Source organism: Alcaligenes sp. Marseille-Q7550, from assembly GCF_965112015.1.
Map to the genome: position 1 here is coordinate 548,998 of NZ_CBCOPU010000001.1, position 12,871 is coordinate 561,868.

15 protein-coding genes and 2 pseudogenes are annotated in these 12,871 nt (G+C 65.9%); 10 read left to right on the forward strand and 7 right to left on the reverse strand.

What is annotated here, in order from left to right; translation table 11 throughout:
• Nucleotides 1–123: 123 nt before the first annotated feature.
• The 4 genes from ACWPWO_RS02575 to ACWPWO_RS02590 form a co-directional block, all read right to left on the reverse strand.
• Nucleotides 124–549, reverse strand: coding sequence for a PIN domain-containing protein (locus ACWPWO_RS02575; RefSeq protein WP_454006241.1), 426 nt, complete (start codon nt 547–549; stop codon nt 124–126).
• Complete coding sequence (locus tag ACWPWO_RS02580) at nt 546–800, reverse strand: type II toxin-antitoxin system Phd/YefM family antitoxin (RefSeq protein WP_454004189.1); 255 nt, start codon at nt 798–800, stop codon at nt 546–548. The genes ACWPWO_RS02575 and ACWPWO_RS02580 overlap by 4 nt, the downstream gene beginning before the upstream one ends.
• Before the next feature lie 178 nt (nt 801–978).
• Nucleotides 979–1,800, reverse strand: a complete 822-nt coding sequence (locus ACWPWO_RS02585; protein ID WP_454004191.1) for an aminoglycoside phosphotransferase family protein — start codon at nt 1,798–1,800, stop codon at nt 979–981.
• Between the two features lie 53 nt (nt 1,801–1,853).
• Nucleotides 1,854–1,994, reverse strand: coding sequence for a hypothetical protein (locus tag ACWPWO_RS02590; protein WP_454006337.1), 141 nt, complete (start codon nt 1,992–1,994; stop codon nt 1,854–1,856).
• On the opposite strand from ACWPWO_RS02590, the pseudogene ACWPWO_RS02595 reads away from it, so the two are divergent.
• Nucleotides 1,935–2,261: pseudogene (locus tag ACWPWO_RS02595) on the forward strand (GlcG/HbpS family heme-binding protein); the annotation flags it as partial. The gene ACWPWO_RS02590 and the pseudogene ACWPWO_RS02595 sit on opposite strands and share 60 nt — an antisense overlap.
• Nucleotides 2,262–2,308: 47 nt before the next feature.
• Here ACWPWO_RS02595 and ACWPWO_RS02600 read toward each other — a convergent pair.
• From ACWPWO_RS02600 to ACWPWO_RS02610, 3 genes and pseudogenes are all read right to left on the reverse strand, one after another.
• Nucleotides 2,309–3,298 (reverse strand): annotated as a pseudogene (locus tag ACWPWO_RS02600) (tripartite tricarboxylate transporter permease); the annotation flags it as partial.
• Nucleotides 3,298–3,771, reverse strand: a complete 474-nt coding sequence (locus ACWPWO_RS02605) for a tripartite tricarboxylate transporter TctB family protein (protein ID WP_454004193.1) — start codon at nt 3,769–3,771, stop codon at nt 3,298–3,300. The pseudogene ACWPWO_RS02600 and the gene ACWPWO_RS02605, both read right to left, overlap by 1 nt.
• A 17-nt stretch (nt 3,772–3,788) precedes the next feature.
• On the reverse strand, nt 3,789–4,748 hold the full coding sequence (locus tag ACWPWO_RS02610; protein WP_454004195.1) for a Bug family tripartite tricarboxylate transporter substrate binding protein: 960 nt from the start codon (nt 4,746–4,748) through the stop codon (nt 3,789–3,791).
• Between the two features lie 225 nt (nt 4,749–4,973).
• On the opposite strand from ACWPWO_RS02610, the gene ACWPWO_RS02615 reads away from it, so the two are divergent.
• The 9 genes from ACWPWO_RS02615 to ACWPWO_RS02655 all read left to right on the forward strand — a co-directional run bounded on the left by ACWPWO_RS02615 (nt 4,974) and on the right by ACWPWO_RS02655 (nt 12,871).
• Nucleotides 4,974–5,513: a peroxiredoxin gene (locus tag ACWPWO_RS02615; protein ID WP_454004196.1), complete on the forward strand. Its 540-nt coding sequence runs from the start codon at nt 4,974–4,976 to the stop codon at nt 5,511–5,513.
• 216 nt (nt 5,514–5,729) lie between these two features.
• Nucleotides 5,730–6,500, forward strand: coding sequence for a DeoR/GlpR family DNA-binding transcription regulator (locus tag ACWPWO_RS02620; RefSeq protein ID WP_454004198.1), 771 nt, complete (start codon nt 5,730–5,732; stop codon nt 6,498–6,500).
• Nucleotides 6,497–7,567, forward strand: coding sequence for an ABC transporter ATP-binding protein (locus ACWPWO_RS02625; protein ID WP_454004200.1), 1,071 nt, complete (start codon nt 6,497–6,499; stop codon nt 7,565–7,567). The genes ACWPWO_RS02620 and ACWPWO_RS02625 overlap by 4 nt, the downstream gene beginning before the upstream one ends.
• 18 nt (nt 7,568–7,585) lie before the next feature.
• A complete protein-coding gene (locus tag ACWPWO_RS02630; RefSeq protein ID WP_454004201.1) occupies nt 7,586–8,848 on the forward strand; it encodes an ABC transporter substrate-binding protein in 1,263 nt (420 codons plus the stop codon).
• Between the two features lie 12 nt (nt 8,849–8,860).
• Entirely contained in the window at nt 8,861–9,751 is an 891-nt protein-coding gene (locus ACWPWO_RS02635) for a carbohydrate ABC transporter permease (RefSeq protein ID WP_454004203.1), read from the forward strand.
• 5 nt (nt 9,752–9,756) lie between these two features.
• Complete coding sequence (locus ACWPWO_RS02640; protein ID WP_454004205.1) at nt 9,757–10,599, forward strand: carbohydrate ABC transporter permease; 843 nt, start codon at nt 9,757–9,759, stop codon at nt 10,597–10,599.
• Nucleotides 10,600–10,608: 9 nt separating this feature from the next.
• Nucleotides 10,609–11,418: a phosphodiesterase gene (locus ACWPWO_RS02645; RefSeq protein ID WP_454004207.1), complete on the forward strand. Its 810-nt coding sequence runs from the start codon at nt 10,609–10,611 to the stop codon at nt 11,416–11,418.
• Between the two features lie 379 nt (nt 11,419–11,797).
• Nucleotides 11,798–12,502 carry a TerC family protein gene (locus ACWPWO_RS02650; protein ID WP_454004209.1) on the forward strand — a complete coding sequence of 235 codons (705 nt, stop codon included), beginning with the start codon at nt 11,798–11,800 and terminating at the stop codon, nt 12,500–12,502.
• An 87-nt stretch (nt 12,503–12,589) separates the two neighbouring features.
• Nucleotides 12,590–12,871, forward strand: a complete 282-nt coding sequence (locus tag ACWPWO_RS02655) for a peptidylprolyl isomerase (RefSeq protein ID WP_394063861.1) — start codon at nt 12,590–12,592, stop codon at nt 12,869–12,871.

Below are 12,871 nucleotides of genomic sequence, written 5' to 3' on the forward strand. Positions count from 1 at the left end.
TGTGGTGCGGCGATGCTTGCCTATGCTCGTCCCTGTTTCGCGCATGGCCTGCCCAAGAGGGGCGACGCCGCTGGCGATTGTACGGGGATTTGTGAACCGGCAGGAACAGGCCGGGCGAGCTTGTCAGGCGCTCGCCCAGGGATCGACCAATCTGACCCCCGTTGCCCTGAAATCCGCCGTGTTGCGCGTGGCCAGCGTCATGCCGTGCACCAGGGCGGTGGCGGCGATCAGGGCGTCGCGTTCGGAGCGGGGATCGGGAATGTGCAGGCGGGCGCAGCGCAGGGCCACGGCGTCGTCCACAGGCAGGATGCGGCCGTCGAATTCGGGCAGCACGCGCGTGTCCAGCCACCGCCTGAGCAGGGCGCCCTGGCGCGCGTCGCGGCGTTCGATGCGCAGCACGCCCATTTCCAGTTCCATCAGCGTGATGGAGGACAGGAAGAAATCCTGGGCGCTGCGGGCGGCGATCCAGTCGACGACGGCGGGATGGGCCTTGTTGTCGCCCGCCTTGCGCAGTTCGGAGATGACGTTGGTGTCCAGGATGAACATCAGGACAGGTCGGCCGGCTTGCCGTGGATGCGGCTGGGTGCGGGATCGAAGTCGATCTGCGCCAGGCCGGGCATGGCCAGGGCGTCGACCAGGCTGCGTTGCTGGCCGATCAGGCGTTGGTACAGTTCGTAGCTCATGAGGACATGGGCGGGCTTGCCGCGATCAGTGATGATGACAGGACCTTGTTGCGCTGCCTTTTTAGCATGTCCCAGGTCGTGGTTCAGCTCCCGGCTGGACAAAGTCGTCACGGTCATGGGCGTCTCCAGAAAGAATTACGGGCCTACGTGGCAACGTTACTACATAGGCCCTGAAGAATAAAGTGGAGAATGCAGGTCGGCAGAAGGCGCTGGCTTTCGAGCCTTGAAAGCGTCAGATTGATGCATGTGCGGTTCTGGGGCGTTCAGGTAGAAAGGGTCGTGGTTCTTTGCCTGATCAAACAGGCAGGTCCAGCTCGTGCGCCGCCATCCGTCCCACATCCAGCCGGCCTGCGGCGTCCATTCCGTCTTGCATCAGCCAGAGCGCGGACAGGCCGCTCCAGGCCAGGATCCATTGCAGCAGACGGCGGCGGTCCAGGCCGCCGGTCCGTACGACCTGCTGCAGGCGGCGGTGAAAAAAGGCCAGGGCCGTGGCGGGGTCCGGATTGCAGAACAGGTTGGCATAGTCGAAGCCGCGCTCGCCGTGCAGGCCCTTGGGGTCGATGGCCAGCCAGCCTGACGGCCCGAAATCCAGCAGATTGCCGTGGTGCATGTCGCCGTGCAGCACGCCAATATCCTGTGGTTCGTCCAGCAGGCGGCGCGCCGCCTGGGCGCTGCGCTTCAGCATGGGGCAGGCGACCGGGTCGGCAGCCAGCAGATCCCGGAACCAGGACTGCAGTGGCGTCAGCTTGGGCAGGGGAGCGGCGCGCGGCTCGTGCAGGCGGGCCAGGGCGGCGCACAGCAGCCCGCTTGCTTGCTCGTCCTGCCCCTGGGTCGCCATGCGCTCCAGGGATTGTCCGCCCAAGGCCCGTTCCATCAGCAGGGCGTGGTCGTCGTGCGCCAGGATGGGGGCGGCCCCGCGCCCGTTCCACCAGACCATCAGGCCGTTGCCGATCTGTTCCTCGGCGGCGTGGGCGATCTTCAGCATGGCCGACGTTCCGTCGCGCCGCACGGGCGCCAGCGTGGAGCTGGGCGTGCGCAGGGCGGGTCCATCCGGCGTCAGGTTCCAGCGGTCCAGGTAAAGCCGGACGGCCGTATCGTCAGGGGCGCCTTTATTCACGTGGCGCCCCTCCTGGCAAGCCACGGGATTGCGTCGGGCAACGGACTGCGTTCTTAGCGCTGTACACGTTTCAGCAGCCAGGGCACGGTCAGGAACAGTGCGGCCACGACGTAGAAGCTGACGGCGATGGGGCTGTGGAGCAGCACCAGGAAGTCGCCCTGGCCGGCCGCCTGGCCGCCGAGACCGTCAAGCAATGCTCGGCCAAAGGCTACAACGTATCGGCCGCCGTGGTGGATCGCGCCGGCGTGCTGCGCGCCTTTCAGCGCGCCGACCAGGCCGGTCCTCACACCGTAAGCGCCAGCATCGACAAGGCCTTTACCTCCGCCTCGGCCCGCAACCTGACCAGCGCCATGCTGGAGGGTTCCCAGAAGAACGCCGGCGCCGCCAATCTGGGCGACATCCAGGGCTTTCTGCTGCTGGGCGGCGGCGTGCCCGTCAAGGTGGGCAATGACACCATTGGCGCCATCGGCGTGGGCGGAGCCCCCGGCGGCCACCTGGACGAAGCCTGCGCCGTGGCGGAGGTCGGCAGACCCAGGGTCAGCAGCGGCACCAGGATGCCGGCGGCGGCCGCATTGTTGGCCGCTTCGGGCCCGGCCACGCCTTCGATGGCGCCCTTGCCGAACTCCTCCTTGTGGCTGGACAGGTTCTTTTCCAGGGAATAGGACAGCATGGTGGGCAGTTCGGACCCGCCGCCTGGAATGGCGCCCATGGGAAAGCCGATCACCGTGCCGCGCAGCCAGGGCTTCCAGGAGCGGCGCCATTCGTCCCTGGTCAGGAAGGCCTTGCCGCGGATCGGGATGATTTCCTCGCTTTGATGGCGGTAGCGGCTGGCCACATAAAGGATTTCGCCCACGGCGAACACGGACACCAGCACCACGGTCAGCTCCACGCCGTCCAGCAGGTCGGGTATGCCGAACGTCATGCGCGGCTGCCCCGTCATGGCGTCGATGCCGACCACGCCCAGGGCCAGGCCCAGGAACCGGGAAATGAAGCCGCGCACGCGCGAGGCCCCCATGACCACGGCCACGGAGGTGAAGGCCATGATGGTCAGGGCGAAGTAGTCGGCGGGGGTGAAGATGAAGGCCAGTTCGGCCACTGCGGGGGCGGCGAAGGTCAGCGCCAGGGTGGCCAGGGTGCCGGCGATGAAGGAGCCGATGGCCGCCGTGGCCAGGGCGGCCGCGCCGCGCCCGCGCCGGGCCATCTTGTTGCCTTCCAGCGCCGTCATCATGGAGCCGGCTTCGCCGGGCGTGTTGATCAGGATGGCGGTGGTCGAGCCGCCGTACATGGCGCCGTAGAGCACGCCGGCGAACATGATGAAGGCCGACACCGGCCCCACCGACACGGTCACCGGCAGCAGCAGCGCGATGGTCAGCGCCGGGCCTATGCCCGGCAGGATGCCGATGGCCGTGCCCAGCACGGAGCCGAGCAGGGCCCACATCAGGTTCATGGGCTGCAGGGCCACGCCGAAGCCGTGCAGCAGCAAGGACAATGTATCCATCACACCCCCGCCAATGGTAGGAAGCCGCCCAGTTGCAGGCCGAGCCGGCCGAACAGGAACCAGCATGCGCTGCCCAGCACGAAGCCCGAGACCACGTCCAGCAGGATGCGGCGCGAACCCAGGGCGCGCGCCACCAGCATGAAGCAGACGGCGGCGGTCAGCGGCAGGCCCAGCTGCTCCATGGTCAGGGAGGGCAGCACGGCGGCCAGCAGCACGGTCAGGAACGGTCCCTTGTCCATGCCGGGGTCGGCGGCCCGTTCCTCTTCGTCAAAAGCCGCGCCGCGGGCCATCTGGAACAACAGCAGAATGCCCAGCGCGACCAGGCCCGCCCCGACCAGGGCCACGAACAGGCCCGGGCCTATGGCGGCGTACTGCGCGGACAGGGTCAGGGAGGAGGATGCGTACAGACAGACGGCCCCCGTCAGGATGACCGCCAGCCCCAGCCACCAGGGCTGTCGGGATGCAGACGTCATGGACAGCCTCCGCAGTCTTACTTGACCAGGCCTGCGTCTTGCAGGATGGTGTTGATGCGCTGGCTTTCAGCCTGGATGAACTCGCCGAAGGCCTCGCCACTCAGGAAGTAGGGCTCCCAGCCCAGGCGCTCCATGGTGGCGTGCCACTGCGGGCTGTCGTTCAACTTGGTGAAGCGCTCCACCCATTGGCGGTAGTTTTCGTCGGGCATGTCCACCGAGCCCCGGATGCCGCGCCAGTTGGCGATCTCCCCGTCGTAGCCCGCCTCCTTGAAGGTGGGCACGTTGTCCAGGCCCTTCATGCGTTTGTCGGAGGACACGGCCAGGATGCGGATGCGGCCGCTGTCGGCGAACTGCTGGAATTCGGACGCGCCCGAAATGCCGGCCTTCAGGGTGCCATTGACGATGCCCGTCACGGTGTCGGCGCCGCCCGCCTGGGGAATGTAGTTCAGGGCGGACACCGGCACCTGGCCTTTCTGCGCCAGCAGGGCCAGCGCGATGTGGTCCACTCCTCCGGCCGAGCCGCCGCCCACGGGCATGCCGCCGGGATTGGCCTTCAGGGCCTGCACGAACTCGTCCAGGGTCTTGTAGGGTGCATCGGCTTTCACGGCCAGCACCAGGTATTCGGCCGTCAGGCGCGCCACCGGCTTGAACTTGCTCAGGTCTATGGGCGACTTGTTCATGGAGATGGAGCCCACCGTGATCGCGCCGAACACGGCCAGCGCGTCGGCCTTGCCTTTCTGCGAACGCTGGAAGTCCGCCAGGCCTATGGTGCCGCCCGCGCCGCCCTTGTTGGTGAAGCTGACCGTGCCGGTGTAGATGCCGGCCTCGTTCATGGCGTGCATGGCCTGTCGGCCGGTGGAGTCCCAGCCGCCGCCCGGGTTGGCCGGCAGCATCATGTTGACTGGGGCCTGGACGGCGAACGCTCCGCCCAGCAGCGCGGCGGCCAGCAGGGGGCGCAGAAAACGGTGGATCTTCATAGGGTGTCTCCTTTTATTGCTTGCTTATTGTGCAGTGATGTTCTCATTTTTTTCACATGTGCACACTGGATATTACCCCATGGCCGCGGTCCGGACGTGTTAGAGCGGCATGCCGTCCGGACTGTTTTCCGGATCCTGCGCAAGGCTTGTATTGAGCCGGCCAACGGGCTTACGCTGATTCCTGGTTCAATCTTGCGGCACGGAGGCGACAGCATGAAAAACGCAATGGCAGGACTTTTCCTGGGCATCGCCCTGATGGCGGGCGCGCCCGGCGCGCAGGCGGCGCTGGCGGTGGGAGCGCCGGCGCCGGATTTCACGGTGCAGGCGGCCCTGGCGGGCAAGACCTTTGATTTTTCCATGAGCCGGGCGCTGCAGAAGGGCCCGGTGGTGCTGTACTTCTATCCGGCCGCCTTCACCCAGGGCTGCACCGTGGAGGCGCACACCTTCGCCGAAGCCATAGCCGACTACAAGGCGCTGGGGGCCACGGTCATCGGTCTGTCGGCCGACGACATCGACACCTTGAAGGAGTTTTCCACGGGGCCCTGCGGCAGCAAGTTCGCGGTGGGTGCGGATCCGGGCGGCAAGGTGATACGCGCCTACGATGCGGGCATGGGCGCGCAGTCGGAACGCGCCACGCGCATCTCGTATGTGATCTCGCCCGAAGGCCGGATCATCTACGAATACACGGCGATGGAGCCCGACGACCATGTGAACAACACCTTGAAGGCCGTGCGCGAGTGGCGCGCGGGGCAGGCCGGCAGGTAAGCGGACAGGGCGGGGAGCTCCGCCGTGGCGTCCTCGCCGCCCTGCGGTGCAGGGCGGCCATTCACGTCCGATCTCGCAACAGGGCCGGGCTGCTGCCCAGCCATGCATGTTCATACGAACATTTATCCGTCATAAAACTTTCATCTGAGCGTAACCGGCCCGTAACCTGGGATTTCTACACTGCCTGGTATTCGAACGAAACCAACGTGCAGTGTTATGAATCTTTCCGTTCGGCAGAGCATTATTGTTGACTTGCTGCGGGCCCAGGGGGCGGTGTCGGTGGACGGTCTGGCCTCGCACTTCGGGGTGACGCCGCAGACCATACGCCGCGACCTGAACCACCTGTACGAGGCCGATCTGGTGCGCCGCCGCCATGGCGGCGCGGAGTTGAACGCGGCCGAGCGCAATGTGTCCTTCCAGACGCGCCGCATCACCCAGCTCCAGGCGAAGGCTCGCATCGGCCGCGCCGTGGCCGGCCTGATTCCGCCGGGCGCCAGCGTGCTGCTGGGTTTCGGAACCACGCCCGAGCAGGTCGCGCTGGCCCTGGCCGACCACCAGGACCTGACGGTGGTCACCAACAATATCAGCGCCGCCCTGGCGCTGACGCACAACCCGAGCCACCGCGTGGTTCTGGCGGGCGGACAGCTGCGCCAGCCCAACCCGGAAATACTGGGGCCGGAGGCCGAGCGCCTCTTCAACAGTTTCAAGGCGGACTTCGGCGTGTCCGGGGTGGGCGGCTTCGATTCGGACGGCGCCCTGCTGGATTTCGATATGGCCGAATCCGATTGCCACAAAGCGCTGCGCGGCAATTGCCGCGTGCGCATCCTGGTGCTGGACCACACCAAGTTCGGCCGCCGCGCCCCGGTGCGCAGCGGCTCGCTGGAAGACGTGGATGTCCTGGTGTGCGACCAGGCCATCCCGGAACCGTACCGGGCGCGGATTCCGACGCGGGTGCGGGTCGTCATCGCCGACGAGGTGCTGCCATGAGCCGCGCCGCCATCGAATTGCAGGGCATAGGCAAGTCCTGGGGCGAGCAGGCCGTGCTCAGGCAGATGGACCTGTCCATCCAGGAAGGCAAATTCACGGCCCTGCTGGGCCCTTCGGGCTGCGGCAAATCCACGCTGCTGCGCATCATCGCCGGGCTGGAAACGCCTGACCAGGGCCGCCTGCTGATCGATGGCCAGGACGCCACCCAGCTGGAGCCGGCCCGGCGCGGGCTGAGCATGGTCTTCCAGTCCTACGCCCTGTTTCCCCACCTGAACGTGGCCGACAACATCCTGTTCGGCCTGCAGGTGCGCCGCGCCGACCGCAAGCAGCAGCGGGAGCGCCTGCGCGAAGCCCTGGCCCTGACCAATCTGGAAGGGCTGGAGGAGCGCAAGCCCGGCCAATTATCCGGCGGCCAGCGCCAGCGCGTGGCGCTGGCGCGCAGCATCGTGTCGGGCCACCGCATCTGCCTGATGGACGAGCCCCTGTCCAATCTGGACGCCAAGCTGCGCCACACCGTGCGCCACGAGATCCGCGCCCTGCAGCAGCGCCTGGGCCTGACGGTGGTGTACGTGACGCACGATCAGACCGAGGCCATGGGCATGGCGGACCACGTCGTGCTGCTCAATGCCGGGCGCATCGAGCAGCAGGGCGCCGCCCGGGACCTGTACGGCGAGCCGAACAGCGTCTTCACCGCCGGCTTCATCGGCAGCCCGCCCATGATGATGATCCACAGCGATCACGTTCCCCTGAGTCTGTGGCCCGCGCGCCGGCAGTTCGACCAGCCGCACCGCGTGCTGGTGGGCGTGCGACCCGAGAACCTGCGCTTGCAGGAAGCGACGGACGAGACCGTCGCGGTCACGGTCGTGCACCAGGAGTTCCAGGGTGCGGATGCGTATGTCTATGTGCGGCTGAACGATGGCCGCACCCTGATCGTGCGCGCGCCGCACAGCCGCAGCGTCGAGGCGGGCGCTCGCTGCGGCCTGAGTTGGGATCCCGCCCATGCTTTTTACTTTAACCAGGACAGCGGGGCGCGCCTGCCGTCGCCGTCCCATGCATTCACCGACTAACGTTCCAGCGAGTCTCTCATGTTGAAGAAATATCTGCTTGCCACCTCCAGCGCCCTGTTGATGGGCCTGGGCGCCAATGCCCACAGCGCGGTGGAACTGACCATGTACTACCCCATCGCGGTCGGCGGCCCCTTGACCGAGGTGGTGGACGGCCTGATCAAGGATTTCCAGGCCGAGAATCCCGATGTGAAGGTCAAGGCCGTGTACTCCGGCAATTACGACGAAACCCGCGTGCGCGCCCTGTCGGCGCTGCGCGCCGGCGAGCCCGTGCAGCTGTGCGTGCTGGGCGCGCTGGACACCCACGACCTGGTCGAGCAGGGCCTGGTCGAAGCCTTCAGCGACGTGGCTCGGGATGCGGCCAGCCAGGAGTGGCTCAAGAGCTTCTATCCCGCACTGATGGCCAACGGCACCCTGGAAGGCAAGGTCTGGGGGATTCCCTTCCAGCGCTCGACCATCGTCATGTTCTACAACAAGGATCTGTTCCGCGAAGCGGGCCTGGATCCCGACCAGCCTCCCAAGACCTGGGACGAACTGGTGCAGACGGCCAAGAAGCTGACCACGGACAAGCGCCACGGCCTGATGATCCCGTCCACCGGCTATCCCTATTGGATGTTCCAGGCCCTGGCCCTGCAGAACGGCCGCCAGCTGATGAACGAGGACGGCAACAAGGTCTATTTCAACGATCCCAAGTCGGTGCAAGCCCTGCAGTTCTTCCATGACCTGGCCTACAAGCACAAGGTCAGCCCGACCGGCACCATAGAATGGGGCACGCTGCGCCAGGCCTTCGTGCAAGGCCAAACGGCCATGATGTGGCACACCACGGGCAACCTGACGGCCGTCAAGAACGAGGCCAAGTTCGATTTCGGCGTGGCCATGCTGCCGGCCAAGGAAAAAGCGGCCTCGCCCACCGGCGGCGGCAACTTCTACCTCTTCAAGGGCGCCAGCGAGGAGCAGAAGAAGGCCGCGCTGGGCTTCGTGCGCTGGATGACCGCGCCCGAGCGCGCCGCCAAATGGCCCATGGCCACGGGCCACGTGGGCATCAGCCCCGCTGCCTATGAAACCCCCGCGCTGACCGACTACGCCAAGTCCTTCCCGCAGGCCCTGGTCGCCCGCGACCAGCTGGCGGTGGCCTCGCCCGAGTTCGCCACCTACGAAACCGCCCGCGTGCGCGAACTGCTGTCCAATGCCGTGCAGGCGGCGCTGACCAATGCCAAGACGCCCCAGGCGGCCCTGGACGAGGCTCAGGCGGCGGCCGAGCGCCTGCTGCGTCCTTTCAACTAAGCGGGTGCTGTGATGGCTGAACCATTGCGTGTGCTGCGTAAAGAATGGGTGTTCGCCTACCTGTTGCTGACGCCGCTGTTTGTGCTGCTGAGCGTGTTCGCCTTCATTCCGGCGCTGCACACGTTCTGGTCCAGCCTGCAAAGCAAGGGGACGGCGCGCCGTCCCGCCCAGTTCGTCGGACTGGACAACTACGATGCGGTGCTGGCCGACCCGACCTTCTGGCTGGTGCTCAAGAACAACCTCTGGTACGCGGCTATCGTCATTCCCGTGTCCATGGTCCTGGCGCTGCTGATGGCCTTGTGGGCCAACCGCGCCATGAGCATGCGGGCCTGGGTGCGCTGCGCGTATTTCACGCCCACCATGCTGCCCATGATTGCCGCCGCGAACCTGTGGCTGTTCTTCTACACGCCGGACCTGGGCCTGCTGGACCAGATCGCCCGCCTGTTCGGCCAGGGCGCCACCAACTGGCTGGGCCAGCCGCAGACGGCTCTGGGCGCGGTCATGGTGGTGACCATCTGGAAGGAAGCGGGTTTTTTCATGATCTTCTACCTGGCGGCCCTGCAGACCATTCCGCCCGAGCTGCGCGATGCCGCCCGGCTGGAAGGCGCCAGCCGCTGGCAGTACGGTCGGCGCGTGCTGCTGCCGCTGCTGGCTCCCACGACCCTGTTCATCCTGATCAATGCGTTGATCAATTCGGTCAAGCTGGTGGATCACTTGTTCATCCTGACCAAGGGCGGCCCCAACAACGCATCCAAGCTGATGCTGTACTGGATATGGGAAACCGCCTTCGCCTACATGGACACGCCCAGCGCCGCCGTGCTGACCGTGGGCCTGCTGCTGGCCTTGGGCTTGATCGCCGTCTTCCAATTCCGCTACGCCGAACGGCGCGTGCATTACCAGTGAACGCCATGGATACTGTTCTTACCGCCCCCGCTACACGCCGCGCGTCCAGCCTGCCGTCCCTGGATACATTGGGCGCGCACATGCTGGCGCTGCTGTGGATCGCGCCTTTGCTGTACGCTTGCTGGGCGGCGTTCCGCGACCCGTCGGCGGCCTTGCGCTTCGATCTGACTTCGGGCTGGACGCTGGCCAATTTCGGCGCGGCATGGGAACGTGCGCCCTGGATGCGCTACATCTTCAACACCACGCTGCTGGTCGCCGTTATCCTGGCCGGCCAGTTCCTGCTCTGCACCCTGGCCGCCTATGCCTTCGCGCGTTTTCGCTTCTTCGGCAGCCAGGTCCTGTTCATGCTGCTGCTGTTGCAATTGTTCATCCTGCCCGAGGTGCTGATCGTGGAAAATTACTGCATGGTCGCCTTGCTGGGCTGGACGGATACGGTCTGGGGCATGGGCGTGCCCTATATGGCCAGCGCCTTCGGCGTCTTCCTGCTGCGCCAGGCTTTCAAGCAGGTGCCGCGCGAGCTGGAGGACGCCGCCCGCCTGGAAGGCTGCAGCCGCCTGGGCGTGCTGTGGCGCGTCTATGTGCCGCTGGTCAAGCCGGTATATCTGGCCTATGCGCTCGTGTCCGTGTCCACGCACTGGAACAACTTCCTCTGGCCGCTGGTCATCAGCAGCTCCGAGCACACCCGGCCGCTGACCGTGGGGCTGTCCCTGTTCGGCGCGCCGGAAAGCGGGGTCAGCATTTCCCTGATCAGCGCGGCCACGCTGATGACCATCTTGCCGTTGCTGCTGGGCTTTCTGCTGTTCCAGAAGCAGTTCATGCAGGCTTTCCTGCGCGCCGGCATACGTTAAGGAGCTTTCATGAAAATCATCCAGTTCTCGGACCTGCACATCACCCCGCCCGACGGCCTGCTGTTCGGCTCGGATCCCGCGGACCGGCTGCGCAACTGCGTGCGGCACATCAACCGTCACCACGCGGATGCGGACCTGTGCGTGCTGACCGGCGACCTGACCCATGCCGGCCATCCCCTGGCCTATGAGCGCTTGCGCGAGGGCCTGCAGGACCTGATTCCGCCGGTGCGCCTGCTGATGGGCAATCACGACAGCCGGCATGCCTTCTGGAACGTCTTTCCCGATGCGCGCACGGAGCTTCCGGGTTTCGTGCAGCATGCCGAGACGCTGGGCGACTGGCGGGCCATTTACCTGGACACCCTGCAGGACGGCTACACCAACGGCTACCTGTGCGAAGCCCGCCTGGGCTGGCTGCGGCGCGAGATGGAACGCCATGCCGGGCCGGTGCTGCTGTTCTCGCACCACCCCTTGCCGGCCCTGCAGTATCCATCCATGGACTGGCTGCGCCTGAGCAATGCGGAACAGATGCTGCCCCTGCTCAAGGCCCATCCCGCGCCCGTGCACCTGTTCTCCGGCCACGTGCACCGCTGCGCGGCCGGAACCTGGAACGGCTTTCCCTTCGTGACCGTCAGCGGCACCAATCACCAGCACGAGCTGGACCTGGAGCGTCCGGGCGCGGCCACGTCCGCCTTCGAGCCGGCCAGCTACGCGGTGATCCTGCCCAACGAGGACGGCCTGACCGTGCATTTCCAGCCCTTCGGCTACGAGGAATTGCGTTTTCCCTACACCGGGGACGTCGGCGCGCTCAAGTGCATCTAGGCGATGCGCGGCCGGTGTACTGGTCCGGCGCCCGCATCCTGGACAAGGGCCGGGGGGATTCGCGCATCGAAAGCTTTTCAGTTCGTCATAAGACCGCTATACTTTGCGCCTATCAAGGGGAGTAGCTTACTTTCCGGCGCATCGTCATTACGGCAGTGTTGCAGTCATCTGCGCATTCCCGGTGCCCGGGCAACCAAATGGTTGCAAGCAAGACCTTGCCATCATGGGCAAGGCGAACTCTCCTCAATCGAGATGGCCTGTGTCCCTGGTGGAACAGGCCATTTTGTTTTGCGTCGTGCGCGGGCGATTCCTGCACGTAGCGGGCTCTGCGAGATGGCTGTCTGGTTTCCATTAAAAAACTTGAAGAGGCGGGCAACAGATGCTTGAGCTTTTGCAGACTATCAGTTGGGCGGCAGTGTTCCAGATCATCATGATCGACATCCTGCTGGGGGGCGACAACGCCGTGGTGATCGCGCTGGCGTGCCGGAATCTGCCGGCCAAGCAGCGCATGCAGGGCATTTTGTGGGGTACGGCGGGGGCCATCGGCCTGCGCGTGGTGCTGATCGCGTTCGCGCTGACATTGCTGGCGGTGCCGTACCTGAAGATCGTGGGCGCCTTGCTGCTGGTGTGGATAGGCGTGAAGCTGCTGCTGCCCGACGATGACGCGCACGGCAACATCGAAGGCGGCGCAACCTTGTGGAAGGCCATCAAGACCATCATCGTGGCGGACTTCGTCATGAGCCTGGACAATGTGATCGCCATCGCCGGCGCCGCCCAGACCGCCAACCCCGACCACCAGATCGGCCTGGTGATCTTCGGCCTGGTGGTCAGCGTGCCCATCATCATCTGGGGCAGCACCCTGGTGCTCAAGCTCATCGACCGCTTCCCCATCGTGGTCACCTTCGGCGCCGCGCTGCTGGGCTGGATCGCCGGCGGCATGCTGGTGACCGACGTGGTCTTCGTGGAGCATTTCGGCGCTCCATCCACCACCACCAAGCTGATCGCCGAGGCGATAGGCGCCATCCTGATCGTGGTGCTGGGCCGGGCGCTGGCGGCGCGCAAGCGCAAGGCGGTCCAGGCCTGATACGACTGAGCCCGAGCCGGCCCTGGGGCTTCGCGCCCGGGCCGGTTCTGGGTTAAGCTGGAATGATTTTCCAAAAAGGAGTACATCATGGCACAAGCCTCCGCACGCCACATCCTGGTCAGCACAGAAGCCAAAGCGAACGAACTGAAAGCCGCCATCGAAGCCGGCGCCGACTTTGGCCAGGTGGCCAAGGAAAATTCCAGTTGCCCCTCGTCCCGCATGGGCGGCGAACTGGGCACCTTCGGCCGCGGCCAGATGGTTCCCGAATTTGATCAAGTCGTGTTCAGCGCTCCCGTGGGCGTGGTCCAGGGCCCCGTCAAGACGCAGTTCGGCTACCACCTGGTGGAAGTCACCGACCGTCAGGACTGA